The sequence below is a fragment of the Clostridium beijerinckii HUN142 genome (assembly GCF_000621745.1).
Lineage (GTDB): Bacteria > Bacillota > Clostridia > Clostridiales > Clostridiaceae > Clostridium > Clostridium beijerinckii_A.
This window is the reverse complement of the sequence record NZ_JHXK01000019.1, coordinates 23,604-50,276: the sequence shown is the minus strand read 5'-3', so window position 1 is coordinate 50,276 and position 26,673 is coordinate 23,604. Positions and strand designations below refer to the sequence as shown.

Here is a 26,673-nt window from a genome sequence, read left to right as displayed (position 1 = left end):
TTTATATCCTCCTAAACCTTAAATTTTAATAGATTTTTTGCATTTGCAAGCATTACAAATTCATTATTTGCATTTCCAGCGGCCCCAACGAATCCATTAGATTCAGTATATGAACCGCCAAAAGGGTATGATGGCGGTATTCCAGTAATATCTCCATCCATTACTATAACCCCTGTTCCAGTTGCGGTGGTCCCACTCCCGTCTTTTGTCCCTGAAACTACAACACATCTACCCGCTGGACTAAAACCAGCGTTATAACCATACCCCAATTGATATACAGATCCAGATTCCTTCACTAAGTACCCACCATCTGAACTTGATGAACTCGTGCTGGATCTAAATGGTTTAAATACATAATCAGTCGTGCCATTCCCTACAAAACCAGCTTGATAGATCGAATTAAGGCTGACTTTTGCAACGCTTGCCCCGTTTGATTTATTAGCTTTTGTATATGATGTAGTCCCATTGTTAAAGCTGTCTACGATCCAGATATAATTCTTTGATAGGCCTATTGATGTAATGGTGCTGCCCCCTGATGAACTTTGAAAAACGCTTATGATTGTTGATGAATAAACCAAATTACCATTCACATCAAATCGCTGTATAATGGCATCACGCCCGCTCATTGCCACCTTGTAGATGTCTCCATTACTATCATCAAGCACATAACTGTAGCTTGTTGGATAATGGGCCAAGCATCTATTTGATCTATATGTCCAACTTACGAAATTTAAATTAGTATCATACCAGCCTGAATTCGCCCCGCCACCATAATCGATATTCACCCATAATAAATTTGTCCATCTATCAAACCTTATAAATGGCGCTCTTATATATGATGGCGTAGTCCATGAAACTTTTGTTACTACATTTAATTTAGCATCAAATTTTATTAAATCAATTGTACTGTAATTACTATTGCAAACCAATAAATATACACAACCATCATTGTCTATTGCAACACAAGGGCCAGCATATTGATAATTCGTTATTGATCTATAAAATGAGGTATAAGATCCGCCCAAGCTTTCAACTGTTGCAGATCCATCAACCCCAAATATATTTTTTCCAGCTACAATATATTGGCTTAATAAATTGGGATCGCCTTTGATTATTTGTGGCCCAGCTGTATATATATTGGCTGGTATCGTCTGATCCGTTGTACCTGGTATTATGGTTGCGGTAGCTTTGGAAGGGATATTCCCCGCCACTTTTGCCCCTTTAGTATAGGCACTATATCCATTTAAAATATGCCCCGCGGCTGCGGTTGCGTCTGCGCTATCAATAACGGTTGGACTTCCTGAAACACCCACTATTTTAACACCAGATTTTATATTATTTGAAATGATATTAGAATCAATTTGAGCTGCTGTGGCCACTACTTCTGGGTATCCGCTTGTTGTGCTTGTTATATACGCCCCTGGTGGGAATCTAAAATATCTATTGTTAGGGTAGAACGCACTAACTCCAACACTTACCGCGCTTATTGATGCTGGCTGATTCAGCATAGTTCCAATAATACCTGTGTCATTATCATTGCTAAAAGTTTCATTCGCTAGTACATGAGCTGCAATGGTATTCCCTTCGGCACTAGCCTTGATAAAAAAACAATCACCCGCCAGATCGTACCAAATTGTAACCGCCTTGCCCTTTACCAAGTTTGCTGGTGTTGTTGTGTTTGGTTTATACAATGGCCTTCCATTAACAAGTGTGCTTGTACCATTGTTATTATAAGCGACTCTAAAACTCTTTGAACTTCCATCAATAAGATCCACACCATTTAATATTATTGCATTTGAAGATCCCTGGGCCAGCTGTAAGACTTGTATACCATCAACCCTATTTGTTAAGTTTCCAGCGATATCGCCATTTAAAGTATTTTTTATTCCTGAAAACCATGAGTTAAAATCATTTGCGAATTGAGTCTCCATAGAATCTATTTGTGATTGTTCTGTTGATTTAGTAGAATCATACCAAGCTTGAAAATCTGTTTTCTTTTGAGTTGTCCAAGTAGAAAGATCTGTGTCATATTGGCTTTTCTTTTGTGTCAACCAAGTTTGATATTGATTGAATAATGTTGTTGTGTCTACTTGGTCTATAGTTCCATGAACTATCCCACATTTTGAATTATCCAGCCTAAGATCTGTTATATTGGGTTGGCTTATACTTAAAACACCTTTTCCAATATAAATATCAGCTATTCCCAATTCATAGGCGTTCGCATCTCTCTGTAGATCTGGCGCTGCTGGCGTAGTAGCAAAAGTACCTTTCTTCACCTTTGCGCTGATAGCTCTAGTTACAACATCAAATCTTAAAATCACTCGATCAATTCTATTTAATATTCCATCCGCATTATCAATATTTAGAACTAAATCAGCATCATTATTATAATAATAGCCTTTAATCCATGCTTTACCAGCCTTTATGGTTATGCTCATATCACTATTTGATAATGTTTGTAAGTTTGTACTAGGGTTCGGAAAAACTCCATTACCTATAAAACTCGAAAAATATTCCGCGAAAAAGTCTGCTTTATATTTACGATCGCCATTAATACTGTTGAAAAATCCGCTTTTTTCTGCCATCTTATCCCCTCATTTTCTGCTTTAGTTTATCAATTAATGTTGGTATATTATTACCAAAAGTTATGTTAATACTTTGCCCACTTGGCTCATATACTTCTTCAATTTCTGTGATCCTTGTATTTATAACTAAATTCCATCTTTTAGAAACACACGTAACAATATCGCCAAGATCAAAATCTTTTTTATATGTCAAATTTGAATTAACATTAATAGTGCTATCAAAAGTTAAAACCTCTTTTGTTGCTGCAAGCGCTTCATTACCCTTTTCGATTAATAAATCATTATAAGCTTGTTCACTCAAAACATTGTTATCTTTATCAACATTGGTTAAGCTCTTTTGATCTGCAAATATTTCAAACCTATCCAGGCCAGCTGCATTCCCAACGGTGGCAAGTTTCCTTTCAGGACCTTCACCGATTCCCCCAATTAGGACCAAGTTTTTATAGTTGTTCAAACTATCTGTAAATTCTTGGCTTAGTACATTTTCAAACTCCTTGCTAAATATAATCCTTGGGTTTATATTCTGGCTTATGCTTCGATCTTGGCCCTTGTATACTTCAAAGATCAAATCTTTATCAACTGGATCAAACTTGATCCTATGGCCTAAATTAGATATATTACTTAGGCTCTTAATTTCTTCAGCCAAGTTTGAATATGATACTTGATAATTAACCGATTCATTGAATCCCTTCAGGCTGCCAAGTGTTAAATTATTTATTATTCTTGATAGATCTGCTGGGTTTATGCAATTATGGTTTACTAGCTGCCGCATGGCATTTTCTGTTGTATCGTTTATTATTTCAGTACCCCAAATAATTCGCCTATTCAAATAGCCTGTTAAAAAATAACCTTTTACAATAATGATCTCTTTGCCTTCTTCATCTTGTTTTAAATTTACATATTCAATGTACGCTGCTTCTGGATCTCCTTTGATATATATAATATTTTCTCTTTTCAATAAAGAAAGGACTTCAGGCGTTAACCCACAATGCAGCTCAAACTCGCCAGCTTCAAAATATTTTCTAACATATCTAAATGATATAAAACCTTCAACTATACCTTTAAAGGTTAAATTCCTATCAAATATAAGTAATTCCATACTTACACCCCCAAATATTGCGGCGTGTAATATATTGTAACTTCTAAGTTATCAATAAATTGATCTGCATCATATCTGAATAAATTATCACCTGTAGCCAATTGTAAAAAGGTGCTTTGAAAATCAATATAATTGAATATGTTTGTAGAAACTCCATTTATAACACTTTCAAGTTTTTTGTTGCCAAAGCTAGTGTTTAAAACAATAACTTCACCAGCTTGCATGGTCCTATTAATCTTTATAAATTCTTGTGTATTAACATTTAATATTGATGGGTTAACAACCGTTGCCAGCGCCCTAAATTCGGCCCTAATTCCACAATCAACATCACCTTCGTTAAATACATCAACGATCAATGAAGGCTCTCTATGGCCTATTTCAACCCCTGTTTCGTCTGGTATTTCAAAATCAAAACTAAAATCACCCTTCCACAAGGCAATTTCAGCTTTTAATTCTGCTATATCCATCCAGAAAGGATTGCTTGCGGTGCAACTTATAAGGCATTTATTAACTGTGCCATTAACGCTTGTAAAGTATGGAAGTGAATCAATTATACATTTTGACTTAACCTCTTTTACTGGATCTTTATAGATTAAGTACCCTTCACCTAATCGCGGGTTAAATACTTTATTGATCTTATTTCTATAATCTATTAGATCCGTTTCATTATCAGCAATTATTGCAATTTCAATTGTCTTATCATTTGATTCAATCGTATTACCTAAGTAAGTCGATCCATCCTGATTCATGCCCTTGTTAGTATAAATATTTACTTTTCCCTTTTCTGAAAAGCCAAGCAGCAAAAGCGGTGCAAATTCATTAAAATCAATTGTTTGGCCTAATTTGTTAACATAAGTTAATTTTTTCACTTCTTTTCCTCCTTACAATCCAAATGCTAGTTCTTGCAACGCTCTTTTGTTCTGCTTTGCTGTTTCAGCTGGACTCAATGCTGATGGACTATAAATATTTACAACTTGACTAATTCCGCTGCTGGCCGCTTGGCTGCTGCCTGATATTGCGAAATTTGCACTTCCTGAATCAACTACTGGGATCGCTGCGGCTGCTAGGGCCTTCGCTTGTTTTGCAATGTTAGCAACTGTTGATGCAATACCAATCTCAAACCCTTGGCCAGTATATATTCCGATTTGTTTCATCACCCTTGATGGGGAATGAATATCTAATGAATGTTTTATACCCGCCACAAAATCATCAACAAGGCCGCCCATCCATCCTTTCATATCATCCCAGGCGGTTTTAATTCCATTTCTAAGACCAGCAACTATATTTTTACCAATGTCAAGCATTCTTTCTGGCAAGTTTTCAAAGGTATCAACTATTCCATTAAAAGTATCTTGTGCGCCTTGGGTAGCTTCTGCAAGCATATTACTTCCCCATGTAGCAACGTTACTAACTGTATTAGTTAACCAAGTTTCAACGCTGCCAGGTAATTGAGTAAACCAATTAATAACCGAATTATATGTATTGCTTGCGGCTGCTGTCGCTTCGCTTAGCATATTACTTCCCCATGTTTCAATATTAGTGATCGTATTAGTTAACCATGTCATTATATTTCCAGGTAGTGCGCTAAACCATTGGCCAACTGAATCGATCCATTGAGGTACATTTATAGTTAAATAATTAATTACATCTGATCCCCATTTAAAGATAGCTCCTACCGCTTCACCCAATCCATAAGCTATCTTATGTGGCAATTGGGCGAACCATTGCCCCATGGAATCTAACCAAGCTGGTATACTTTTTGTGAAAAAATCAGTTACTTTGGTCCATCCATCCTGAAAGGTTTGTGGTACTGTAGTTGTAAAGAACAAAGCAAATCCACTAAAAGCGGTTGGAATTGTGTCTGTAAAGAAAGTTATTATCCCATTAAATACAGAAATTGCAGTGGTGCTTATTGCCTCCCATGCTCCAATTATTGCATTTCTAAAACCTTCATTTGTATTCCATAAGTAAACTATAGCTGCAACTAATCCAACTATTGCCGCAACTATTAAACCTATAACATTTGCTTCCATGGCAGTATTCAAAAGATATTGAGTAACTGTCAAAGCTTCTTCAGCTTCTTTTGCGCTCTGGAATCCCAGCACCAGATCATTAATAACACTCGTCATTGCGAAAACTTGCATAGCTGTTCCTATAGCAACGATTCCAGCGGCGATTAAACTAGAATTATCCATTATCCAACCCAAACCATCCAATAATGCTGGTAATACATTTGTGGCCATATCAGCTATATTTTTTATTAATTCCCCTAATCCTTGTGATAACGATTCTATCCCAGCTTCAATGCCTGACTCTGAAAAAGCGGTGTTCATTTGATCTGCTGCATCATTCAAGCTCGGCATAAGCTCCTTTGAGATAGGCAATAATAGACTTGTTTCTATCTGTCTGCCTAGTCCTTGCAGCGCTTCGATAGGTGTATTATATTTCACCTGGTTAATTTGATTCATTGAATCGGTTGTCTTATCAAACATAGTTTGCATACTGTCAAGGTTTGTAATTACTTTTGGCCCTAGATCCTCCCATTGAGTTCCAAAAAGATCCACCCCAGCGGCACTTTGTTTGACTGGATCATCCATTTTCCTAAGACCTTCAATGATCTGGAAAAATGCTGCTCTGGCAGTCTCTCCCCCAGCTCCAAATTTTTTGGCCATTTCATCTGCATTAAGGCCAAGCTTACTGAATCCATCCGCTGTGGTATCAGATCCATCAATGACTCTAATTGATAATTCTTTTACTGCATCCCCTACTTTGTCTAAATTGAATGCCCCATTTTGCGCCCCAGCTTCAAAAATATCAAACATATCATTAGCATTTAAACCAAGCTTTCCAAATTGGACCGAATATTCATTTACGCTGTCAAGCAATTCATCACTATAATTTAAATTTTCTTGCTGCCCTTGTGCTAATAAATTAAAAGCTTCTTCAGATGTGATCCCAAATTGTTTCATTAGCGCCTGAACTGAGCGCATACTTTCAGGGACTTCCACTCCAAACGTATCTCTAAATGCAATAGCGTTTTGTGTTACCCCTTGCAGATCTTCTCCTGTGCCTTGCATATACTGCCTTACACTTGAAAAACTTTCCGCCGCATCTTCAATACTTTCACCAAAATTATTGTTATAAACTGCTTCGATCTGGTCATTAAATTTTGCCATTTCTTCATTGGTCGCGCCTGTTTGAGCTTGTAACCCATTTAAAGACTTCTGCCAATCTCCACCAAATGTTATAAGTCCCCCAATTCCTTCCTTTACCTTATCCCATAGATCTCCACCAATGGCCATTCCGAATCCGCGCTTGATATATTCACCCATGTTAGTGAATAAACCTTTGCTTTTCTCAACTTCTTCTTCTAATTCTTTAACCGGTTTTTTTAAATCACCACCTGAAGGCGGGTTCATAGCATCCTTGTAAGATGTTTTAAACTTATTCAATGACGATTCTGTGAACTCTATTTCTCTTTGGAACGCTCTGAATTGTGCTTCGCCTATATCCCCTTTAGCAAATTGTGCTTCGACTTGGCTTTCAGCTTCTTTCAAAGCTTTCAACTTTTGACTTGTATTTTCTATTTGCTTGGCCAATAATTCTTGCTTTTGGGCCAATGCTGCTGTGTTTCCAGGATCGAATTTTAATAACCTTTCAACATCTTTCAGCTCTTTTTGAATATCAATACTTTGTTTTGTAATGCCTGATAAAGATTTCTGAAGGCCTGTGGTTTCCCCATCCAATTCAATAGTAATTCCCTTAATTCTACTATCTGCCATCTTTTCACCTCACTTTCTAAAAATTATCAAAGTCGGTCTGGCTTGCTGTTCTTGACTTGGTTTTGTTTGGGTTGTTCATTTCAATAAATTCTTCAATGTAATCAAAGCACATACCAATGGTCATATCTTCAAGATCTTCACGTTGGAGATCGCATTTTCTGCATAAAATAGCAAATGATTCAGTCGTTAAAACCGAATCATCTGCTGAATTGTCATTTTCTATTTTTTTTTACTTTGAATACTTGAAGCAATTAAATCTTGGATCTCTGGGATTATTTCAAATAATGGAAATTCGTCAAAACCATCCAGCCAGGTGATAGGATCTGGAATTGATTTATCAGCTGTCTTTGCTAACACCCATATGATGTTATAAAATATTTCAAAATCTGCATTTTCTAACATTTCAAAATTATCTGTAGCATCTTTAAATTTGTTTAATTTATTTAATTTAATTATTTCAGCGAAATAATCTTTATGGAATTGCGCTTTAAATCTAAGCGGTGTTGCTGCTGTTGACTTAAAAGTGACTTCTTTGTTATCAATTGTTATTGTCTTTTCCAATTATTACACCCCTTTACGCTGCCACTTTTTCATATACTTTTGAATACCAGCCATTATAGATCTCGGCTGGTGTCATTGTAGTTGTCTTTGTTTTAACCGCAAGATCTGTTGTCCTTGGAGCTGCAACAAAAGTTAATTCACTTGTGTTTGGATCTGCTTTATCTGCCTTTGTACTAGATCCAACTTTTGGTCTTGATGCAGTACAATTATACAGAACGTGCCTTGTTGCTTTTATATCACCATCAAACTCAAATAATAGCGCAAAAGGCTTGCCCACTAAATTTGATCTTTCTGTTAAAACTCCATCTTTTTCATCTTTAACTTCCCCAAGTGCATCAATTAAAAATGTCTCTGGAATATTTGCAAGAGTTAAAGTCCCATCGTAGCCTTGATTGTTTGATGCAGAATAATATAAAACGTTATCCGCATAAAATTCTGTCATATCTCCCCTAGGATCTAAGGCCAATTCAATTCCACCTTCCAATGCAATTGGCGTGTCATAAGTTATAACACCATTAACAACTGAAAAAGTTGCATAATGCACATTTGTTAAACCATAAGTAACTTTATTATCCATATTATGTTAACCTCACTTCGTATATTTTTTGATAAATGTTCTCTGTCTCAATGAAAATCTCACCTTCCGACGAATAAGGAATTTCATTGGAATCAAAAAGATCTTCAAGCTTTTTTTCTGCCTGAAGATCTTTGATCTTTGTATATAATTCAATTTGAATATTGTATATTTTTATATAGACTTTATTATCTGCATACATATGAGCTGAAGGGCCATAAATGTATGTCATAAATGGCGGCTGTGGCGCTGGGTTATCATCTGTAACATTGAAATGAGAATAAAAAACTGGGTAGCCAGTTTCATTTAATATCTCTATTAATTCAGTTATTATCATCTACGGATCACCCTTTCCACTCCGCTTATATATTCTTCAACTGCTTGTTCTTCGGCTGGTCTTATATGGACCTTTGCCGCAACTCTGCCCCCATTTACTTTGGCATGGCCTTTTTCTAGTAGATGGGTTAATTGATAATTCGTTTTATTATGAATTATCTGTCTCGTGCCTTCTTTTGAAACTGTCCAACCTTTGGCATAATCTCCCGTATCTTTTGGACTTGTACTTCTTAGGATCTTTACAGTATTATTTGCGGCTTGCGGCTTGGCTGCTTCTAACCCTTCAGTTACTTCGTTTGAATATGCTGCCAATGCTGCTGCAATTTCTTTGGCCAATCCTTCTATCTTAGACATTTAAACCACCTTTTCACACGTTAATTCTATTTCTTCAAAATCCTTTGAATAAGTACGAATTACTTTATATCTATTTTTTTCAAATAAGATTTCTCTTTCTCCATTGTATTCATAGTTATGAATTACAAATATGATCTCTGGCTTTAGGCCCTGGCTTGCTGCATTATAATATTCATTTCTTCCTATGCTCTTTAAATCACAATATAGATCCGTTTTTATTTCTTCAGGAATCTGATTCTTTAATTCATCTGTTTTAAAGATATGTTTAATCAAAGTTAACTCATAATCATATGCCATGATCTAACCCCTTCCAACATGAATAATTAAATTGTGTAATCTATATTGCAAATGCCTTGGCATGGCTGCATGATCCTTATTTCTGTAGGACCACGCAACATAATCAACAATAAATAAAAGATGATAAAAGTTCTCATATTCTAAAATCAAACCTTTTTCATCTTCTAACTCTTTTGTTATTCCTTTTATAATTGCAGTAATATAATTATCTCTAATATCGGACCTAATACCCAATTCTTCTTTTACTAATTGGAGGATCAATTCAATATTCATCCATTACACCTCCTTAAAGTTTAAACTATCCTTGTGTTTGTGGTGTTGTGTTAGCTGCATCAAGTGCGAAAGACTTTGAAACTTGAGGCGTAACACCATTTAACCCCATAAGAACAAAAGCGCCTGTTCTTACTGGCTTTCCATCATATCTGGCAGTCGCCTTGAAAACTGTCTTATCATCTGTGAAAAGGAATTCTGATGAACTTGCACTTTTTACATCTGATCTTTCAGCTAATAGATATTTTGAATAATCACCAATTAAGATATTATCAATCGCCATATCTGGACAGAATACAACCTTGTATCCAACGCCTGGGAACGCTTGTGCTGAAACTGTAGTAAATGCCCCATTTACATTAGTTGCAAGTGACATTGGCACTATTGTTCCTAACCATGTTTGTTCATTCATAGCAATTGTTATTGGTCCTCTGCCTGAATATCCCCTTTTAACAAATTTCATAGCTTCAATTATCTTTGCAAGCTTTGTATCTGTTGTTGTTAATTTTATTATGTTAGTTGTTTTTAAATCTGCATCCGCTGCCAAAGCTGGAATAATACCCATAGGCATCTTGTTTCCTGTTCCATATAAAATAGCCTTGTCCAAAGCAATGGCAATACATTCTTTTAAACATTCTTCCACGTGCATTGCTAAATTTACCATTGAATCCTCTATATAAGAGTTGTCTAATGGTATGAATCCGCCTACTTTGTATCCATCAACTTCAACATCTGTGAAAAGGCAATTTAATTCGTTTATTCTTCCTTGCATTTCTGTCCATACTGCTTGTGGTGCTTCACCAACTATGATTGCTCTACCCTTGCCAGTTAGCTTGGCAACTCTAACAAGATCATATAATACTGAATATCTTCCCATATCATAAGTTAAAGTATCCATTATTATTTGTGGTATTGTAAGATCCAGGCCAGATATACTTCTTTTTTCAACTGCTTCTTTCAAATTAGCGTAAAAGCTTCTAACTTCTTCCCTGTTTAATCTGTCAACTATTTGGCTTCTTGTGTTCATTCTGTTTGATTGCATCCTTTGTTCTCCCCCTAGGTTTTTATTTCTTTCAATTGCTTCTGGTGCTGCTGGTGCTGGTGTTGGATCTGCTGCTGGTACTGGATCATTTACTGGATCTTTTGCATTTAGTTTTTCAAGTTCCCCTTCAAGATCTGCAATCTCAGTTTCCAAAGTTGTTTTTTCACCTTCAAGCTTCTCTTTATCTGTATCTAATTGAGATATATTTTCTTCAACCAGTTCAATTTCTTCATCTGTTTTAGCTTCTTCAACTGCTGCTTCAAGCTCTGCGGCTCTTGTGTTTAATGCTGCTTCTCTTTGCTGCAATTCAGCTAGACTAGCTTTCCTTTGTTCTATCTTTTTAGCTGTTATTAGCTTCTTTAATGCCATAATTTTTTAACCTCACCTTTAAATTATTTTTCTTTTGTAAAATCTGTTTTTCCCTATAAGCTTCAACGCTCTTTTGCCTAGCTTGTACGCCTGTTTCTTCATAGGCTGGAAATGTAACAACACTAACTTCATGGAGATCCACTTCAGTAATGGTCCATTTTACGCTCCCATCATCCCGCCACTCGGTTTCTTCAGATATGATATTGAAACCAAAGCTGCATTGACTTACATCACCACGCTTCACACGCTCATACACATTGACCGCTTCAGAATCGTTTGGATTAATCTTGATCCTTCCCCATAGGCCCCTCGAATCCACTTTTAGCTCCAAAGTGCCTGACTTGTTTCGGCCTAATACAAGCCGCGTATCATGGTTTATTAAGGCCCTTATGTCATTGCTCAAAGTGTTATTAAGTGCGGTTGGTGCTATTTCTTCATATGCTCCCAGCCATAACTCTGTTGGCTGATTAAAAACAATAAAATAACCTTCAATATACATTTCATTACTATCAGCGTTATCTCTAGTTTCAAGTGCTATGCTCATGCTCCTTGTTTGTCTTTCAATTCTGCTCAATTACTTATCACCTCCTTGCAGCTTCTTTTGATCGCCTATCATTCCAGCTGGTATATAGTTTTCAAGGATCACTCTTTCGTCTAATCCTTCTGCTGGTGACATTCCAAGCCAATTCCTTACTTCATTTCCAAACATTAAACCTCTAACATACATATCAGTTCCAACCGCTGCCAGTTCGCTCAAGTCATATGAATATAAACTCCTTGGGTTAAACTTAAAATAAAGGTCCTGGCTATATAAAAGCTTTCTTGTTAACTCCTGTTCGATTCCTTGGGCTATTGGTAGTATTGTTGTGCTGATAAAATTGTTATATTCTTCTTTGTTGTAAGTACCTACGCCCAAAAAAAAGGCTGGTACTCCGAAAATACCCGCCACCGTTTTTTTATCTAATTGAATTGCATCATTTAAGGCCAGATCATTTAAGCTCAATGGCTTTACTTGATCTATCTTTACCAAGTCGGCTGGAATAACCCAAGGTTTGCCGCCACCTGTTTCATCAATATATTTGTTTAATATTGCATCCCTTCCCGCTTCGCTTGCTAGTTCTTCTGTCATTGCATCAACTGCAATTATTAGTGATGGTTTCCACTTATCACTCATAAAAGAATTTTTAGTCTTTGCAGCTTGCTTCAAGTTCATAACAATATCTTTTAATACAACCTTGTACCCCTGGCCCAAATATGGCCTTTCTGGATCTGGATTTATAACGAAATGCAATACTTCATCATAATCGTAAATGTTAGATCCATAACGCACCTGATAGGCTGCTGGCGTATCTTGAAAAGAAACGCCTGAAGGCTTCAAAGGAATCAATTCAGATATCAACCCATTGTCAACCTTTGGATATACAACACTATTTCCATTTCCTGCTAATAACATTGAATGAACAATGTTATACACCCATGTTTTTCGTGTCATTAATGAATAAGGGTTTACATCAATTTTTCTGGATAAAGCATTTTTTACCCTTATATCTCCATTATCTGTATTTTGCATTAAATGAATTGTCATACTAGAAATAAGATCCGCGATCTTGTGCGCGGCCATTCGTACCTCTGGATTATCTGACAACCTTGTATAACCTGGAACGCTCAAAGATTCTGAATCATTAGATAAAAACCAACTTATTGCATCCCCTTCAGATCTCCTATTCATTTTCTTTTTATTACTCTTTGCCAATCTCTCACCCCCTTTAACCTTTCAACCAAGTTGAAGCGGAATTTGATTTCTCAATATCTTCTAATTTTCTGACACAAGCGAAAACCGCTGCATCAAAAACATCAATTCGCTGCTCTGGCATAACTTTTTCATACTGGATCATATCGTCTGTCTTTTCGATTGCTCTTACATTCTGCAAACAATACTCAAATGGATCAGCATGGAGGTAATACAATTTTCCTTCCTTTGCCTTTGCTTCGATCCTTCTAAACCCTTCTGACTTTTTATAAAAATACTGCGGCTGATCTATGATATTAAAACCAGCTTTCTTCATTCCTACAAAATACTCTCTACAAAATTTTCTATCATGGCCAACTTGTTTTATTTTGAATCCCATTTTTCTCATTTTTACAAACCAATTTACAATATCAGCATAATTAACAACTGGATTATTGCACATATCCAGCCAGCCATCATCTTTCCAGCCAAAAAGTGGGATTCCATCTTCATCCGCTTTTTTGTGAGCTGCAACAATTGGGAACCAGGCGTGGGGAATAATAATATCAATGCCCTGGTATTCTCCATATAAAGCGGTGGCAGTTAAATCATGCAACTTGGATAAATCGGCCCCGCCATACCATGTGATCGGCAGCTTTGCAAGTTGTTTTAAGGTCCATTCATACTTATTATCTGAGTTTTTAAATTCATCTAAATTGAAATAAGCTTTCATAGCACTTGTATAAATGTTCATTGACTTCGCTAGAAAATCTTTTCGCTGCTGCGGATCGTTTTGAGCTTGCAGCGCATCATTCAAAATATCGTCTGGCCTGATGCTTACCCCATATGCTGGGTTTGCTTTTTCATGTTGGATCGGATTTGTATAATCAACCTCGCCTGTTTCATCTTCATCAGCTTTGCAAATGAAAACAAAGTAAGCTTCATCTTTTACAGTTCCATCCAGTATCTTTTTGCAATACATTAACCGCTGATAACAAAAGGAATTCATATTATCACCAGCGGTTGTTATGCCTATCATCAACTTATTTGTATAAGCTTTCATGGCTTCCTTTATGATGTTGTATTGCTTCGGTGTTTTATAGGCGTGTATTTCATCCGCGATCGCAATATTACAATTCAAACTGTCCTGACGATCTGGATTTGCTGCAAGTGCTTGTATAAATATGCCGCCATCCCCTAGATCACCCTGTATTGAATGTTCTTGGTTATTGTCAATCACTCTGAAGTTTTGCTTTTCGCCCATAGCTTCAAGATTAAAATTAATAAAATTGAAACTTTCAAGGGATTGTTTCAAAGCTGCTGCGGTAATATATACCTTACTTCCACTTTTTCGCTCTAGTAGGCCCAAGGCCCACGCCAACGCTGCTGCAAATGAAGTTTTAATATTCTTTCTAGGTATAAAAATAAACGCTTCTTTGAAGCGCCTTATCTTAGTACCTTTATGATAAAAACCTAACAAGTTATACACCTGGAATTTATGAAATGGCTCTAATAAAAATGGCGTACCCCTTAAAGGTGTACCATCTAGCCTTTCCCCTTGTGCATGAACAAAGGTTTTTTCTATTATTCCAATTACGAATTCGGCATCCTTTGGATTAAATTCATATTTAGGATTTTTTAAATCATTTAAAAATCTGTTACAAGCTTGAATTTGTTCTTTACAAGCTATTTTTCTTTCTTCAACAATACTGTTGGCATATTCCATTACTATTTCATAATTTGTATATTGGATCATTGCAGCTCCTGAAGTACCGCCGCAAGTTTTGACTTGTTATTTCCTTCAGGTGTAACAGATCCCAAGGCTTTTGGATTTAAACAAAGTCTGTCAGAATATGCAAGAATGTCTTTTCTTAGTGATTCAAGCGTTGCCACAATTGCAGACTTTTTCGTTCCACCCGCTGCGGTTTCTGTTTCATATTGATAGCCGCTATCTTCAAATTCCTTTAAGGCTACTTCATATTGGATATTAAGATCAACATATATGCCTATAAGGCTGCTATATTGCTTTTTGTATACTCCTAAAACTTTCATATCTTCCACCACTTGGGCCATCATTACTGCTTTATTTTCTGGCATCCTCTCACCTCCTAAAAAAGTTTTTTCGGTAGTCGATCTATTGGAAAAGGTTATCTCCCTCGGTTCCTTACTCAATAAAATAAAAAAAAACAAAGTGGGGGGGATCTGATCTGAAAGCAATTGAATAATTTTAATACAAAAATAATTTTCTTTGATGGACTTCATTGAAATTTATTTTTCTGCCTTCATTCTCCTGATCCATTGTTCCCCTAACTTTGTTAGTTTATTGTTTGTACGGTCGTGCATCTTATCATGGCACTTGTTGCACAAACTTATTAAGTTATCACTATTAAATTTTAAATCTGGCCTTTGATCCAAAGGAATAACGTGGTGTACTGTAGCTGCTGCGACACTCCTACCATACCTTAAACATTCTTTGCACCGATATTCGTCACGCTTTAATATCCTTATTCTCTTGGCCATCCACTTAGGATCTTTATAAAACTTATTTACTTGCTTCATTCTATCCTCATAAGTTACTTAATGGCTATGTGAATACTACTTAATCAATTGATGCTGCTGCATAAAGTTAGTTGATGATACCTTATTATTTTGTTTATATATTGTGCCTCAATATATTTTTGTTTTAAGATCTAACTTTAAATAGTTTTATCAATTGTTCTTTCTATTCTTTTTCATAGTCCTCTTATCATTTGTTAGATTCAGCAAACGTGATAACCCAATATAAACATCTAAGGCTTAATGTAAACCGTAAACCAAAAAATTTATTAACTCTATATTTGAAAGGAGGTGCATAATAAATGAAAATAAAAATATGCAAAACCTTAGATGCTTATATTGAGCTATCTTCCAAGCTCATTGCCTTTTGCTATAATACAATAATAACATCATTTCCTTATGGAAAACTGTTGGCTTATTGGTTACTTATTGGCGAAAAACTGTTTAAATATTGGTGAAAAATTGGTGTGGAATTGATTCATTGGGATATATGTATGCAGCTAAATGATTTACTATTTTATTCTTAGCTTTGCAGCAATTATCTTTATCCATGCCCAAGCTCATTCCAATCTCTATCCAGGTCTTTTTCCTTCCCTTTTGAAAGTATCTTAATTCAACTATTTTTAATTCTTCTTCCTTCAATGATTCAATCCCATTGTTTATGAGCTGCTGCAATATAATAAGATCTTGCTTTGATTGCTTCAGCCTGTTTAATTCTTCGCTTATATGTTCATCCCTTCGGATCACTTCATCTTCAACTGATGACTTAAAAGCGTTGGTGTGTCCTGTCTTTTCTTCATATGATACCCCAGCAATTGCAACATCATTACTTAATCTATCTATATAAATATCTATGCTTTTGATTCTTAGATCTATATTCTTATATTCATATAAGGCCCTCTCTGTTTTCTTAAATAGGTGATCCATTCTTTTATTACTCCTTTGTCTATATATGTTATAACCTAAATTACAAAATTGTAATTGCTAAAAATGAGATATACCAACGCTTTCAACAATTTTACTATTCTAAATTACAAGAATTACACTAATTATATATACCCCCTACTTTTCATTCAAAATAGCTTATTTTCTTGTTTTCTTTATATATATATATATTATTTTTTCTGTAATTTCTGTAATTTATATATATATATACTGTCTTATCCTTGTCATACCCTCATTTCTGCAAATTACAATCTAAATTACACTAGCTTAAATTCTGTAATTTTTAAATAAATTCTGTATTTTTTTTGTTTTGACTTGGCACTAATGTTAAACGCGCGTTGCCTTTGCTTTCAGTACCGTTGAACGCTTCAACATTTGTTATTGTTAATAGTCCCAGCTGATCCAATTTTTCAATGCTATATCTATCCATTCTTACTGACTTTTTTTGAATAGTGAATGTTTTGTTATATGCTGGTTCTTTCTCGCCTTCCTGAAGTTTCTTTAATTCTTCAGAATCTTGAACAATATAACCCGCCAGCCTTGATTGCTTTTTAAAATCATTAATCTTGATCGGTGTTATATCAACTGCATTTGAGTTGTTTATATATTCCATAACCTTTGCAACAACTTCTGTTGTTTGCATATAAACAAAATCCCCCTCATGCCTTAATAACCCTTCAACATATGGCACTTTTCCCATACTTACCATTTCATCAAATAACAATAACATTTGTTCTACTATTGAATAAGCATCATCTTTATTCCCTAATACTTCGGATCTGATTAATTCTGTGATCTGGTCCACATAATCAATAATAGGATCAATGCCTTTTTTAATTAAAATCTTATTAAATATTTCAATTCCAACCGCGATATTACAAGCGGTGTTGTGTGGCCTGTCTATCAATCTGTCGAACTTGGCTGCCGCTTCGGTGTGCATCTTCTCGTATTCTTCGCTTGATAGATCCAGAATAGCTGCTATTAATGATCTGCCTAATGAATTTAATTCCTTCTCATGGCCTATTAAATACTTAATAGCTTCGGTATTCCCATGAGTTCTTTCTGACTTCGATACATAGACTATACATGATCTAGTCACAAGGGCCTTTTCAGCGTTTGGGTAACTTTCTTCACCAGCAATTATAATTGGCCTTTGATACTCATATTTAAATACTTTTTGTATCTTATTACCTTTTTCCTTTGTGCTTCGGTCATAAAGATCTCTAAGGGTTGCAGATATTTCGCTTAGGCGGTTTTTACTCATCATTGATGGTTTAAACTCATCATATAAGGCGGGATAATTGCCTGTAGATAAATCTTTAAGCATTGCAAAATTTGTGCTGCCCATAGTCTTTTTGTTAGCTGGTGGATAATTCAAAATAGGTGCTATGACTTTTTCAAGAATTGTGCTTTTTCCTGATCCAGACTCCCCAACAATTAATAAATGATGCAGCTGTTTTCTTATCTTAGTATTTTGGTATACTGCCAGATCATTGACTATAGTACCTAAAATGGCTGCCGCTTTATCAAAGGATAAATACCCCAGCAAGGCATCCTTCAGGCCCTTCAAATCGTCTGATTTTATAGGTTCAACGCTCATAATATCTATTTTGCTATCATCTGCATAAATTGAAATATCAATTTTATTATCTTTTTTCATTGCTCCAACTCCTGTTATAAATGACATTTCATTTTCTAACTCTATAAATTTGTCACCCATGTATATTTTTTCTGTATCTAATAAGTAATTATTATTTATCCAAGTTTTATAATCATTTAATATGTTAGTGCTGGCGTAAAAAGTTAGATCCATGCTACTTAAAAAACTTTTAAATGACTTTGTATCATCAAATACGGTGCTTGGCCCAGTTTTCTCAATAATCTTGCCATTTGCACTCCTGAAGGTGATCTTTACCCCTTCGGCATCATCTTCAACATAATGAAGGATCTTTCCATCTATAACCTTAAAATTACTTACTGGAATTTTCTTTACTTCATCATTTTTAATTGTGTTTATGTATGTTTTGCCAAATTCACAATAAAAATCATATTTATTATTGAGGTTTGATGCCCTGTTAAATGCTGCAAATAGATCTTCTATGTTGTGGCCCGCTTCGATCCAATCGGTAACATCTTTGTTATTGCCCAAGGCTCTAAGATCTGGCAGCTTAATTATTTTAAAACTGTCGCTGATCTCCTGAAACTCAATTCTTATTTTTTCAACATAAATTTCACCAGCTTGGCCAGTATCTCCAATAACATAAACTGCTTTAATTCTTTGATCTGTGATTTTTGAAAGATCCTTACACCCTTTTATTGATGTGGCCACATAATTTTTTCTTTTAAGGAATTTATTAATTGTATTTGCATCTTTTTCGCCTTCAACAAATATTATTGTTTTTCCATTCTTAATGCCCTGTAGGACATTGTAAAGATTATAGGGAACGTCAATTATTCCTTCCCTATTATTAATTATCTTATCGCCCATAAATCGGTAATAAGAACTTACTTTTTTGCCATCTGGTTTTAAGAACTTAGCTTTATAATAAATAATTTCATTTTGTTCGTTAACAAATTCAAATACACCTAAAAGTTTATATCCTAGTTTGTATTCACTATTTTTAACATCCCAATCAATGCGGCTTATTATTTTATCAAAGCGTATTTCTATTTCAGTTTTTTCGCCTTGTATTCCTAAAAGTTCCCTCGCGGTTTTGTAATCAACATTTCTATAATTCTGTATGAAGTCGATCGCATCCCCTGAAGCTCCACAAGCAAAACATTTATATCTATACTTATTTTTATCAGGAAAGAATTTAACCGATAATGAAGGCGTATGATCTGAATGAAAAGGGCAGTTTATATAACCTTGCCTATTAAATCTATTTCCTAATTCAGTTTCAATTGTTTCATGTAAATTAATATCACTTATTTCTTTCATTCCCTCACCTCGTTAAATCCATTTATCTTTTGTTCATAGCTCAATTCTTTACCAGATATAAATTCTATAAAAAATATTATCCCGCTCAATTGCCTGGTCACATCATTGAAAAGATCCAGATATTTTATACATTCGCTGATACTATTAGTTTTGAAAAACAATTCAGCTTTTTTGCTTCGCTCTAACAGCTCATTATATTTAACCTTCAGGGAATACAGATCTTTTTCGCTGTATTTAATACCTGAATCCATCTTTATCTATTCGCCTTTTTAGCCTTTCAAGCTTCGCTTCAATGAATCCATCTATATTAGCTTGGCTGTATATCAATCGCATCTGGGCCAGCATTATTTCAAGATCTGCAATTTCTTCTTCTACATTGTGCGGCTCTCCTAAAATATCTTTTAAAAGTGCCTGGCTCAACTCCGCTGCTTCTTCTACTGCTTTTATCTTCTGTTTTTCTTGACCAAACCTACAAATAGCTTTTATTAGTAGATCTTTATTCATTTGTATCTCGCTATACATTTTAATCATCCCGCCTATTCCCATTTAGTAATTTTAAAATTTATTAATGCTGCCAAAGCTATAGCAATAATTATGGTATATATATTGATTGGTATTTTATAATCCAATAAGCTCCATATAATATCCCTTATGGCTTTCATGGTCCAAAATAAACCTATATCAAATAAAAACTCTAATATAATCATTTTTATTAACTTCATTGCTGCTACTCCATTACTGTCAGTAAAAGATCGTGGCCTTTTATATGTTTGATTATTATACTTTCTTCGATCGCTTCTAAGTGGTTACATAATTCATATGGCGTAGGAAAACAATTCTCATAATCGTCTACCCTGTTATTAACTAAATCAACACCCATGAAGTCAATATCATCATCAACAACCAACCAAATCGCTCCATTGGCCATTATTAAAATATCTCCTTGGACTATATCTTCATAATCTATTTCGTTTGTATTTACATCAATAATCATTTGTTATCTTCTCCTTTATAATCAATTAAAATGGCATATCTCCGTTGTCAACTGGTGTTATGTCTGCATTAAATTTAGTATTTTCATTGCTGCTGCTATTCTTATTTTCTAAGAACTCAACCCCATTAACTGGATCTGCCACAACTTCAGTTATATATTTTTTTGTCCCTTGGGAATCATCATATGATCTGGTGACAATCTTCCCAGCTATACCAACTTTAGAACCTTTCCTGGTATAGTTTGCTACACTTTCAGCACTTTTGCCCCAGACTACAATAGGTATATAATAGGCTTTTGCGTTTTCTCCATAACCATCATTAACCGCTATATTGAAAGTAGCTTTTGCGGTCTGCTTTTCTCCTACATAACTTAAATTGGCATCATTAGTTAATCTTCCTATGAGTATAGATTTATTCACCCTTTTTCCCTCCGCTCTTTTCTTGCTGGATCTTCTCTTTCTTTTCATTTAACATCTTCATGCAATATGCTAGATCTCTATTTTCAATCTCTTTTATGTCCTTTACTTTGGCCCAGGCACAAAAGTTCATTTTATCTGTATTCGTTTCCTTTATTAAGTTTTCAATTACTTTTACTTGAACGTTACTTATAGGATCGCGCGCCCCTTCTTCTTCCCCTTCGGTTTCGGTTGTGTCATTCTCCGCAATCTCAAAAGCATTCATATATAAATATCTTTTCGCATATGTCAAAGCTCCACCTATATTTTGAATTGCATTGCATCCTTTTAGTTCTGATATTGCAACTGGCATATCAAAGCTTATAAATCTTTCTATATCTTCGCAATCATATATTAAAAGTGTTGCAACATCTTTAGTCATATTGAAAACCGGATTAACCCCATGTTTATTACATAGCTTTGCAACATCTGGTAAAAAGTCTTTTAGTTCAAAATAATCATATTTAGAATATGTATTTCTTCCAGTTTTTCTTAGTTCTACCCCTTGCAAATCTGCCCTAACCTTTTGCAGCTTTGCCACTACATTTAGCTTGCTTTTTTCTTCTGCCATTTATTTTCTTCCTACTTTCTCCATTCAAAAGATATACATATCATAAAATCATCATCTTTGAATTTTATATTTTCTTTTACCTCTATGTCTTTTATAAAAATTGAATTTTTCTGGCATTCTCCATTGTTATTAAAGCTGCATTCACTAGCTTCGCAATAAACAATCAATTTTTCATCCCCTTTAAATTCCTATTTGTTTGATCTGCTTAGTTGTATATAAGGGCATAACAAAAGTTACTCTGTCATTTTCTTTTTCAAATTGCTATATTCTATTAAAAGCGCTATAATTTCTGGATCTTCTTCATCTACTGCTTTTTGAATTTTTTTTACTACATTATCAAGCTGATCTACTTCTGAAATAATATTTTGTAGCGCTTTTAATGCGGACCTATTTTCTGCATATAATAAACTAAATCTCAAACGCTGCTTTTCATCACCTTCAAAAGATTTCATTACTCTATAATGGTTAACCTCATGTTCAAGCTCTGTTTCTCTATCTTTTAATATTTGTAGCATTTCATTATTTGTCATTCTCTTTGATCTCCTTTACAATTGCCTTTACATCTTCCTTAAAGGCTTCAAAATCTTTAGGATATAATATATATCCATATCCTTTGGCTGCTTTTATTTTTTCAATATTTCTTATCTGTAGCGGTGATGGTGTTCCACCTTCTTTTTTTAATTCGATCCCCATGAAATGGCCTGAAATACACCCAACAATATCAGGAATTCCACTTTTTGAATATGCGCCCGCCCAATGTTTAAAGTACCAAACTTCAGGAGCTAAACCATCCAGAAACTTTTTAACTTTCTTTTCAAAGTCTTTTTCACTAGGCATGGTTATACTGCTGCTTTACTTCTGATACTGTTCTTTTTTGTATTCTCTCAATGGCCTTCATATGCTTCGCTATCTGTTCCGCTTGGTGCTGGATCTTATATTCTTTTAAAGAATCTCTTGACTTGCCCACCCAAATATTTTGTTTATATTCTCTTACTTCTTCGCCTATTTTGCTTTTGTCTATGTTTTTCATTTCATTTGCTGGCTTGATTATATATTCATTTTTTGCTGATTCGTAAGTCATTACATACCCCATAATTAAATACCCCTTTTCTCTAATAATTCATTTGTTAAGATATATTCAACTCTTATATTGAATATTTTGTCTATAACCTTCATGCTCGGCATTGTCTGGCCGCTTTCATATCTTTGTATGGTCCTAGTGCTTTTATTAAGTTTCATTGCCAGATCTTCCTGGGTTAACCCTTGCTTGTCTCTATATACTTTGATAGCGTTTCCAATATTCATATATACCCCTCTCTATATTCACCGCCCTTCATCTTCTTGGAAAAGCTTGTCTGTATAATCTTTTCTTTGTTTGAGCGTTTCAAATATATCTTCTTCAATACTCTTTTCAGTAATTAGATAATAATAAAAGCATGATCTTTCCTGGCCCATACGGTGGGTACGCTTTTTACTTTGTTCAAAAAGTTCGCTGCTAAGTGTTAAGCTAAAATAAATGATCTTATTTGCTTTCTGCAAATTAAGGCCCATTGCCCCCGCCTGGTATTGAATCAATGTTATTGTATTATCATGCTGCTCGTAGTTTTTCAGATCCCTTTGATCTCCATTTACAATAGAGATAGGCTTCTTTAATTTCTTGCAGATCTCTTGGAGCTTCTGACATTCATATTTAAAATTATAAAATATAATTATTCGATCCTCTGTTGATTCCAAAAGCTCTGTTATCTTTTCATATTTGTTTTTGTTGTACATTGCTGCAAGTTGCCGCAAATATAATAGTTTTGTAAGTGACGTATCACCAACTAACTCATTTTCTTCTATTTCGATTAAACGATCTTTCTTAAATTTTTTATACTGCGGAATGTTTTTTATTTTAATCTCATATGGGATCACTTCAGGCAATTCAATAACTTCTTCTGTTTTCATAAAAACCGCCCCATGCTGCCGCAACATCTGCTTCAAATGGTCCACATTCTTATACCCTGTTACTTTTTTCTTTTTGAATCCTCCTAAATTCATCAAAAAGAATTTTATATAATTGTTCCAATATGCTTCTTTTGTGATCTTCCAGCCTAATAATTTGATCTGGCCGAAAAGCTCTTCATACTTGCCCCCTGTTGGTGTTCCAGATAGCAATATTATGTTTTTGGCCTTGATCTTCAAGATAAACTTAGTTCGGTTGCTGCTTTCGTTTTTGATATAGCTGCTTTCATCTAGGATCAAAGTAAATCCTTTTAACTTTTTAAATTCATCCCTTCGCCAGATCAAATCATAATTTATAATTATTACTGTGTTCGGCTGGATCTCTTGCAGCTGCTTTTTATATATGATCGTTTTATATTTTGGATAAAATTCATTGAAATGATCTTCCCAATCCTCCAATTTTGATTTCTGGCATACCACTAAAATAATGTTTGTTCCCAATTCTTCAGCTTTTTCAGTCGCAACAAAGGTTTTGCCAAGTCCCATATCTAAATAATAGGCGGCTTTATTCATGCCCCTTGTCATTTCTAAGGCTTTCAGCTGATGTGGGAATAATTTTATTTTAGCCATTTACTTTTATATCCCCTTGCCTTTAATTTATGGTATCTAGTGCATATGGCGGTTTCTGTTTTTTCTAGTGCGTAACTTAACATTTTTAGGCCATCATATTTGTAATAATACATTAGATAATCATCATCATCCCTGGTCCATGGCTGGTCCTGTCTTGCATGAAAATCTGGATTGTATTCCATTCGGCCACGTTTATTATATTTGATCTCATGGGCCATCAGAACTCAAAACCCAAGCTTCTCAAATACCATACTCGCCCATATACTGTAGATTCCTTTTTTTCAAGTGCATAACTCATCATTATCAGGCCATCAAGTTTATAATATTCCATTAAATACAGATCTTCTTCCCATGTCCATTTTTCATGCTGTTTAGCGTGAAACTCTGGGTTATATTCCATTTGACCCTTTTTGTTATACTTTATCGATGTTTCCATTTTTTTCGCCTTCTTGATTGTCCAATTTTTCAATTTTAATTTTATTAGTCTTCAAATTCAATATAAATTTAATTTTCATAATTACCTCTCATATTTAATTTTTTCTGTTAGTGGAATGCCATGACATTAGTATACGTGACATTAGTATACGGCTCAACATCCGAAATTCACTGAAAATTATAGTTTAACTTAACAACACTTTGATTTCCTCCCACTATTTCCGAAATCGGAAGTAAATTTAAAAAATATTTTCCGCATGCAGAAAAGTTTTTTCTTCTATTTACTTCTTTTCACACTATACATTTCCTTTTAACCCTTTGGTATATATGAGTTGTCGGATTTTATATATAAATACATCTTGAATCACATACTATATATGTTATACTATTGTTAACGGAAGCATGAGACCAAAAGAATATTACCATTACAAATTGTTAACTAGGGGGATATAAGATTGAGTGATATTAGTATAATAGGCGAAAATATAAAAAAAATTAGAGTTTTAAAAAATCTTTCTGCTTATGAATTAGCTAAACGTGCTAGCGTTGGTGGTGCAACTATAAGTGAAATAGAAAGTGGTAAAAGAAAAACATTAAAAGGAGATACTTTAGAAAAAATTGCTGCTGCTCTTGGTGTTACTGTCAATGATTTAATGGGCAATACTGAAACAGTAAGTTTTGAAACAGATAACCTTATGGATATACTTAACATAATTGATTATATTGAAAATCCTATATTGGACGATAGACAAATTACGAAAGACGAAAAGAAAATCTTAATGTCAGCAATTGCAATGGGTATAAGTACAATTAGATATAATAGACTTAAATAAAAGTGGTAGCGAATTCTTACCACTTTTTTTTATTAGATTTATGGCTCAATTGTAACATGTAGCTTTTAAAAAAAATACAGTATTATTTCAAAATACCTTATGTAATTTATTCCTATATGCTCATATATCCCCTTATAGTATTTTCATATAAAATGTTATATTTTAGATATACTATAACTAATGACAAAAAGGAGAACAAACATGGAAAGCAAATGGATAAATGCTGGTAACAGGTTAAGAGAAATAAGGAAGGAAACCAATTTATCGGTTTTTAAAGTAGCGAAGAAAGTACATATAAGCGGAAATTATTTATCAATGCTTGAACGCGGTATAAACTGCCCTTCGGATGCTGTTTTATTTAACTTGGCTGAATTCTATAATGTTGACCCTTCGGAATTGTTCAAACTTTATGATAAAGTCACACCTCCAACAAACGAACAATTAAAAAATATGCCCTCTTTAAAAGGTTTAATTACACAACTTTCCATTGATCCTAAATTAACACCTGAAGAAAAGGACAAATTCGCCACACAATTATATGAAATCGCAAACAACTTATTTAATAAGGAGTGATTACATGGAAAAATGGTTTCTAGGCTTCGAAGAATGGCTTGGTGGTAAATATGGTTTTGCATTTGTAGTACATTTTGAAGATATTATTTTGTTTGCTGCTGGCGTATTCTTGGGTATGCTTATCATGTCTGTACTTTCAGGGCTGGTCGTTTTCAAGCTTCAAAAAGTTAGTAATCTTGGATCTAACAAAATTAATTTAGTTAAATTTAAACATGAAGGTAAAAAACAATATATTGCAGATCCTAAAACAGTGGGAGAATCAGTGGAAACACTACTACTTGTGATATTCCGCCCCCTTTTCCAAACAAATGATTATACTTATAGGGATGAAAAAAGAACAAAATATTTTTTAATTTTTCTTGCGATAATAGGTATCTTATTATTCGCTTTGGCTCTTATTTGTATCACTACTGTTGTTCAAGATGGACGCTAAAAACCCCCTAAAGATAGGGGGATATCGTACTACTACAATTGCATTTCTTTACTTTCTCTTTGATTAATTTAAAATATTCTTGAAATATATACATATATGAACAACATAAACAATAAGTATAATAAGCATATTCCCATTAGTGTACCTAATAATATAACTTCTACCATATATGACAACACCTCCAATTATTGAAAGTATTGCCTTCAATAATTAATTTATTCAATGAAATATGTATCATTGAATAAATACGATTTACGATTTCTTTTATTAATCAATTATTTAATTATAACGCCCTTGTTTACAAGGCTTTTAACTTTATGTTACAATCAATTTGCGAGATCGGTGGTAACGAAAGTTGCTGCCTTT

35 protein-coding genes are annotated in these 26,673 nt (G+C 34.4%); 3 read left to right on the top strand and 32 right to left on the bottom strand.

Going from position 1 to position 26,673, the window contains the following annotated elements; all coding sequences use genetic code 11:
- Positions 1-11: 11 nt before the first annotated feature.
- The 32 genes from T483_RS30095 to T483_RS0109825 form a co-directional block, all read right to left on the bottom strand.
- Positions 12-2,585 (bottom strand): hypothetical protein, encoded by a 2,574-nt coding sequence (locus T483_RS30095; protein WP_051560327.1) that lies wholly within the window; start codon positions 2,583-2,585, stop codon positions 12-14.
- A gap of 1 nt (position 2,586) precedes the next feature.
- The gene (locus tag T483_RS0109980) at positions 2,587-3,684 is read right to left on the bottom strand and encodes a siphovirus ReqiPepy6 Gp37-like family protein (RefSeq protein WP_026886722.1); all 1,098 of its coding nucleotides are present in this window, start codon (positions 3,682-3,684) and stop codon (positions 2,587-2,589) included.
- 2 nt (positions 3,685-3,686) lie between these two features.
- A complete protein-coding gene (locus tag T483_RS0109975; protein WP_026886721.1) occupies positions 3,687-4,553 on the bottom strand; it encodes a phage tail family protein in 867 nt (288 codons plus the stop codon).
- Between the two features lie 12 nt (positions 4,554-4,565).
- The gene (locus T483_RS28915) at positions 4,566-7,103 is read right to left on the bottom strand and encodes a phage tail tape measure protein (protein ID WP_207641430.1); all 2,538 of its coding nucleotides are present in this window, start codon (positions 7,101-7,103) and stop codon (positions 4,566-4,568) included.
- 582 nt (positions 7,104-7,685) lie between these two features.
- The gene (locus T483_RS0109965; RefSeq protein WP_026886720.1) at positions 7,686-8,027 is read right to left on the bottom strand and encodes a hypothetical protein; all 342 of its coding nucleotides are present in this window, start codon (positions 8,025-8,027) and stop codon (positions 7,686-7,688) included.
- A 13-nt stretch (positions 8,028-8,040) separates the two neighbouring features.
- Entirely contained in the window at positions 8,041-8,604 is a 564-nt protein-coding gene (locus T483_RS0109960) for a major tail protein (RefSeq protein WP_026886719.1), read from the bottom strand.
- 1 nt (position 8,605) lies between these two features.
- Positions 8,606-8,938: a hypothetical protein gene (locus tag T483_RS0109955; protein ID WP_026886718.1), complete on the bottom strand. Its 333-nt coding sequence runs from the start codon at positions 8,936-8,938 to the stop codon at positions 8,606-8,608.
- Positions 8,935-9,291 (bottom strand): HK97 gp10 family phage protein, encoded by a 357-nt coding sequence (locus tag T483_RS0109950; protein WP_026886717.1) that lies wholly within the window; start codon positions 9,289-9,291, stop codon positions 8,935-8,937. The genes T483_RS0109955 and T483_RS0109950 overlap by 4 nt, the downstream gene beginning before the upstream one ends.
- The gene (locus T483_RS0109945) at positions 9,292-9,588 is read right to left on the bottom strand and encodes a phage head closure protein (protein WP_026886716.1); all 297 of its coding nucleotides are present in this window, start codon (positions 9,586-9,588) and stop codon (positions 9,292-9,294) included. It abuts the gene before it with no gap.
- A gap of 3 nt (positions 9,589-9,591) precedes the next feature.
- The gene (locus T483_RS0109940; RefSeq protein WP_026886715.1) at positions 9,592-9,861 is read right to left on the bottom strand and encodes a hypothetical protein; all 270 of its coding nucleotides are present in this window, start codon (positions 9,859-9,861) and stop codon (positions 9,592-9,594) included.
- A gap of 25 nt (positions 9,862-9,886) precedes the next feature.
- Positions 9,887-11,269 carry a phage major capsid protein gene (locus tag T483_RS28910; RefSeq protein WP_035790088.1) on the bottom strand — a complete coding sequence of 461 codons (1,383 nt, stop codon included), beginning with the start codon at positions 11,267-11,269 and terminating at the stop codon, positions 9,887-9,889.
- A complete protein-coding gene (locus T483_RS0109930; RefSeq protein WP_026886714.1) occupies positions 11,241-11,843 on the bottom strand; it encodes an HK97 family phage prohead protease in 603 nt (200 codons plus the stop codon). Before T483_RS0109930 ends, T483_RS28910 begins: the two co-directional genes overlap by 29 nt.
- Positions 11,844-13,022, bottom strand: a complete 1,179-nt coding sequence (locus T483_RS0109925) for a phage portal protein (protein ID WP_026886713.1) — start codon at positions 13,020-13,022, stop codon at positions 11,844-11,846.
- A 13-nt stretch (positions 13,023-13,035) separates the two neighbouring features.
- The gene (locus tag T483_RS0109920; protein WP_026886712.1) at positions 13,036-14,754 is read right to left on the bottom strand and encodes a terminase large subunit; all 1,719 of its coding nucleotides are present in this window, start codon (positions 14,752-14,754) and stop codon (positions 13,036-13,038) included.
- Complete coding sequence (locus T483_RS0109915) at positions 14,751-15,170, bottom strand: P27 family phage terminase small subunit (protein ID WP_242841829.1); 420 nt, start codon at positions 15,168-15,170, stop codon at positions 14,751-14,753. The genes T483_RS0109920 and T483_RS0109915 overlap by 4 nt, the downstream gene beginning before the upstream one ends.
- 96 nt (positions 15,171-15,266) lie before the next feature.
- Positions 15,267-15,557 (bottom strand): HNH endonuclease, encoded by a 291-nt coding sequence (locus T483_RS0109910; protein WP_035790087.1) that lies wholly within the window; start codon positions 15,555-15,557, stop codon positions 15,267-15,269.
- Positions 15,558-15,998: 441 nt separating this feature from the next.
- Positions 15,999-16,481 (bottom strand): hypothetical protein, encoded by a 483-nt coding sequence (locus T483_RS28905; protein WP_051560324.1) that lies wholly within the window; start codon positions 16,479-16,481, stop codon positions 15,999-16,001.
- A gap of 301 nt (positions 16,482-16,782) precedes the next feature.
- A complete protein-coding gene (locus T483_RS28900) occupies positions 16,783-19,440 on the bottom strand; it encodes a CHC2 zinc finger domain-containing protein (protein ID WP_051560323.1) in 2,658 nt (885 codons plus the stop codon).
- Positions 19,437-19,691, bottom strand: a complete 255-nt coding sequence (locus tag T483_RS0109890; RefSeq protein WP_051560322.1) for a hypothetical protein — start codon at positions 19,689-19,691, stop codon at positions 19,437-19,439. Before T483_RS0109890 ends, T483_RS28900 begins: the two co-directional genes overlap by 4 nt.
- The gene (locus T483_RS28895; protein ID WP_051560320.1) at positions 19,675-19,962 is read right to left on the bottom strand and encodes a hypothetical protein; all 288 of its coding nucleotides are present in this window, start codon (positions 19,960-19,962) and stop codon (positions 19,675-19,677) included. The genes T483_RS0109890 and T483_RS28895 overlap by 17 nt, the downstream gene beginning before the upstream one ends.
- A gap of 14 nt (positions 19,963-19,976) precedes the next feature.
- Entirely contained in the window at positions 19,977-20,162 is a 186-nt protein-coding gene (locus T483_RS0109880) for a hypothetical protein (RefSeq protein ID WP_026886708.1), read from the bottom strand.
- Positions 20,163-20,167: 5 nt separating this feature from the next.
- On the bottom strand, positions 20,168-20,368 hold the full coding sequence (locus T483_RS0109875; RefSeq protein ID WP_155268467.1) for a hypothetical protein: 201 nt from the start codon (positions 20,366-20,368) through the stop codon (positions 20,168-20,170).
- Between the two features lie 91 nt (positions 20,369-20,459).
- A complete protein-coding gene (locus T483_RS0109870; RefSeq protein WP_026886706.1) occupies positions 20,460-20,852 on the bottom strand; it encodes a single-stranded DNA-binding protein in 393 nt (130 codons plus the stop codon).
- Positions 20,845-21,459, bottom strand: a complete 615-nt coding sequence (locus T483_RS0109865) for an ERF family protein (protein ID WP_026886705.1) — start codon at positions 21,457-21,459, stop codon at positions 20,845-20,847. The genes T483_RS0109870 and T483_RS0109865 overlap by 8 nt, the downstream gene beginning before the upstream one ends.
- Before the next feature lie 11 nt (positions 21,460-21,470).
- Complete coding sequence (locus T483_RS30960) at positions 21,471-21,626, bottom strand: DUF1540 domain-containing protein (protein ID WP_155268465.1); 156 nt, start codon at positions 21,624-21,626, stop codon at positions 21,471-21,473.
- A gap of 66 nt (positions 21,627-21,692) precedes the next feature.
- A complete protein-coding gene (locus T483_RS0109855) occupies positions 21,693-21,989 on the bottom strand; it encodes a hypothetical protein (RefSeq protein WP_026886704.1) in 297 nt (98 codons plus the stop codon).
- Complete coding sequence (locus tag T483_RS0109850) at positions 21,979-22,296, bottom strand: VRR-NUC domain-containing protein (protein ID WP_026886703.1); 318 nt, start codon at positions 22,294-22,296, stop codon at positions 21,979-21,981. Before T483_RS0109850 ends, T483_RS0109855 begins: the two co-directional genes overlap by 11 nt.
- The gene (locus tag T483_RS0109845) at positions 22,289-22,552 is read right to left on the bottom strand and encodes a hypothetical protein (RefSeq protein WP_026886702.1); all 264 of its coding nucleotides are present in this window, start codon (positions 22,550-22,552) and stop codon (positions 22,289-22,291) included. The genes T483_RS0109850 and T483_RS0109845 overlap by 8 nt, the downstream gene beginning before the upstream one ends.
- 2 nt (positions 22,553-22,554) lie before the next feature.
- The gene (locus T483_RS28890; RefSeq protein WP_035790086.1) at positions 22,555-22,764 is read right to left on the bottom strand and encodes a helix-turn-helix transcriptional regulator; all 210 of its coding nucleotides are present in this window, start codon (positions 22,762-22,764) and stop codon (positions 22,555-22,557) included.
- An 18-nt stretch (positions 22,765-22,782) separates the two neighbouring features.
- On the bottom strand, positions 22,783-24,033 hold the full coding sequence (locus T483_RS0109835; protein ID WP_080696965.1) for an SNF2-related protein: 1,251 nt from the start codon (positions 24,031-24,033) through the stop codon (positions 22,783-22,785).
- Positions 24,021-24,215, bottom strand: a complete 195-nt coding sequence (locus T483_RS28885; RefSeq protein WP_155268464.1) for a hypothetical protein — start codon at positions 24,213-24,215, stop codon at positions 24,021-24,023. Before T483_RS28885 ends, T483_RS0109835 begins: the two co-directional genes overlap by 13 nt.
- A 35-nt stretch (positions 24,216-24,250) precedes the next feature.
- Positions 24,251-24,469, bottom strand: coding sequence for a hypothetical protein (locus T483_RS0109825; protein ID WP_026886700.1), 219 nt, complete (start codon positions 24,467-24,469; stop codon positions 24,251-24,253).
- Positions 24,470-24,923: 454 nt separating this feature from the next.
- Between T483_RS0109825 and T483_RS28880 the strand changes: the two genes are divergently transcribed.
- The 3 genes from T483_RS28880 (at position 24,924) to T483_RS0109805 (ending at position 26,307) form a co-directional block, all read left to right on the top strand.
- Complete coding sequence (locus T483_RS28880) at positions 24,924-25,301, top strand: helix-turn-helix domain-containing protein (protein ID WP_051560318.1); 378 nt, start codon at positions 24,924-24,926, stop codon at positions 25,299-25,301.
- Positions 25,302-25,502: 201 nt separating this feature from the next.
- Positions 25,503-25,874 (top strand): helix-turn-helix domain-containing protein, encoded by a 372-nt coding sequence (locus T483_RS28875; RefSeq protein WP_035790084.1) that lies wholly within the window; start codon positions 25,503-25,505, stop codon positions 25,872-25,874.
- 4 nt (positions 25,875-25,878) lie between these two features.
- Positions 25,879-26,307, top strand: a complete 429-nt coding sequence (locus T483_RS0109805; RefSeq protein WP_026886699.1) for a hypothetical protein — start codon at positions 25,879-25,881, stop codon at positions 26,305-26,307.
- The last annotated feature ends 366 nt before the right edge of the window (positions 26,308-26,673 follow it).

Excerpts from the sequence above, each read along its gene's own strand:
- T483_RS0109880 (WP_026886708.1), bottom strand. The coding sequence starts at position 20,162 with ATGAAGTTAATAAAAATGATTATATTAGAGTTTTTATTTGATATAGGT.
- T483_RS0109865 (WP_026886705.1), bottom strand. The coding sequence starts at position 21,459 with ATGGCAGAAGAAAAAAGCAAGCTAAATGTAGTGGCAAAGCTGCAAAAG.
- T483_RS28915 (WP_207641430.1), bottom strand. The coding sequence starts at position 7,103 with ATGAACCCGCCTTCAGGTGGTGATTTAAAAAAACCGGTTAAAGAATTA.
- T483_RS0109805 (WP_026886699.1), top strand. The coding sequence starts at position 25,879 with ATGGAAAAATGGTTTCTAGGCTTCGAAGAATGGCTTGGTGGTAAATAT.
- T483_RS0109920 (WP_026886712.1), bottom strand. The coding sequence starts at position 14,754 with ATGATCCAATATACAAATTATGAAATAGTAATGGAATATGCCAACAGT.
- T483_RS0109980 (WP_026886722.1), bottom strand. The coding sequence starts at position 3,684 with ATGGAATTACTTATATTTGATAGGAATTTAACCTTTAAAGGTATAGTT.
- T483_RS28875 (WP_035790084.1), top strand. The coding sequence starts at position 25,503 with ATGGAAAGCAAATGGATAAATGCTGGTAACAGGTTAAGAGAAATAAGG.
- T483_RS0109835 (WP_080696965.1), bottom strand. The coding sequence starts at position 24,033 with ATGGCTAAAATAAAATTATTCCCACATCAGCTGAAAGCCTTAGAAATG.
- T483_RS28900 (WP_051560323.1), bottom strand. The coding sequence starts at position 19,440 with ATGAAAGAAATAAGTGATATTAATTTACATGAAACAATTGAAACTGAA.
- T483_RS28905 (WP_051560324.1), bottom strand. The coding sequence starts at position 16,481 with ATGGATCACCTATTTAAGAAAACAGAGAGGGCCTTATATGAATATAAG.
- T483_RS28910 (WP_035790088.1), bottom strand. The coding sequence starts at position 11,269 with ATGGCATTAAAGAAGCTAATAACAGCTAAAAAGATAGAACAAAGGAAA.
- T483_RS0109855 (WP_026886704.1), bottom strand. The coding sequence starts at position 21,989 with ATGACAAATAATGAAATGCTACAAATATTAAAAGATAGAGAAACAGAG.
- T483_RS0109960 (WP_026886719.1), bottom strand. The coding sequence starts at position 8,604 with ATGGATAATAAAGTTACTTATGGTTTAACAAATGTGCATTATGCAACT.
- T483_RS0109825 (WP_026886700.1), bottom strand. The coding sequence starts at position 24,469 with ATGGAAACATCGATAAAGTATAACAAAAAGGGTCAAATGGAATATAAC.
- T483_RS0109945 (WP_026886716.1), bottom strand. The coding sequence starts at position 9,588 with ATGGCATATGATTATGAGTTAACTTTGATTAAACATATCTTTAAAACA.
- T483_RS0109950 (WP_026886717.1), bottom strand. The coding sequence starts at position 9,291 with ATGTCTAAGATAGAAGGATTGGCCAAAGAAATTGCAGCAGCATTGGCA.
- T483_RS0109845 (WP_026886702.1), bottom strand. The coding sequence starts at position 22,552 with ATGGGGTATGTAATGACTTACGAATCAGCAAAAAATGAATATATAATC.
- T483_RS28885 (WP_155268464.1), bottom strand. The coding sequence starts at position 24,215 with ATGGAATACAATCCAGATTTTCATGCAAGACAGGACCAGCCATGGACC.
- T483_RS0109910 (WP_035790087.1), bottom strand. The coding sequence starts at position 15,557 with ATGAAGCAAGTAAATAAGTTTTATAAAGATCCTAAGTGGATGGCCAAG.
- T483_RS0109890 (WP_051560322.1), bottom strand. The coding sequence starts at position 19,691 with ATGGATTCAGGTATTAAATACAGCGAAAAAGATCTGTATTCCCTGAAG.
- T483_RS0109875 (WP_155268467.1), bottom strand. The coding sequence starts at position 20,368 with ATGGCCAATGGAGCGATTTGGTTGGTTGTTGATGATGATATTGACTTC.
- T483_RS28895 (WP_051560320.1), bottom strand. The coding sequence starts at position 19,962 with ATGTATAGCGAGATACAAATGAATAAAGATCTACTAATAAAAGCTATT.
- T483_RS30095 (WP_051560327.1), bottom strand. The coding sequence starts at position 2,585 with ATGGCAGAAAAAAGCGGATTTTTCAACAGTATTAATGGCGATCGTAAA.
- T483_RS0109940 (WP_026886715.1), bottom strand. The coding sequence starts at position 9,861 with ATGAATATTGAATTGATCCTCCAATTAGTAAAAGAAGAATTGGGTATT.
- T483_RS28890 (WP_035790086.1), bottom strand. The coding sequence starts at position 22,764 with ATGAATATTGGAAACGCTATCAAAGTATATAGAGACAAGCAAGGGTTA.
- T483_RS0109955 (WP_026886718.1), bottom strand. The coding sequence starts at position 8,938 with ATGATAATAACTGAATTAATAGAGATATTAAATGAAACTGGCTACCCA.
- T483_RS0109850 (WP_026886703.1), bottom strand. The coding sequence starts at position 22,296 with ATGCCTAGTGAAAAAGACTTTGAAAAGAAAGTTAAAAAGTTTCTGGAT.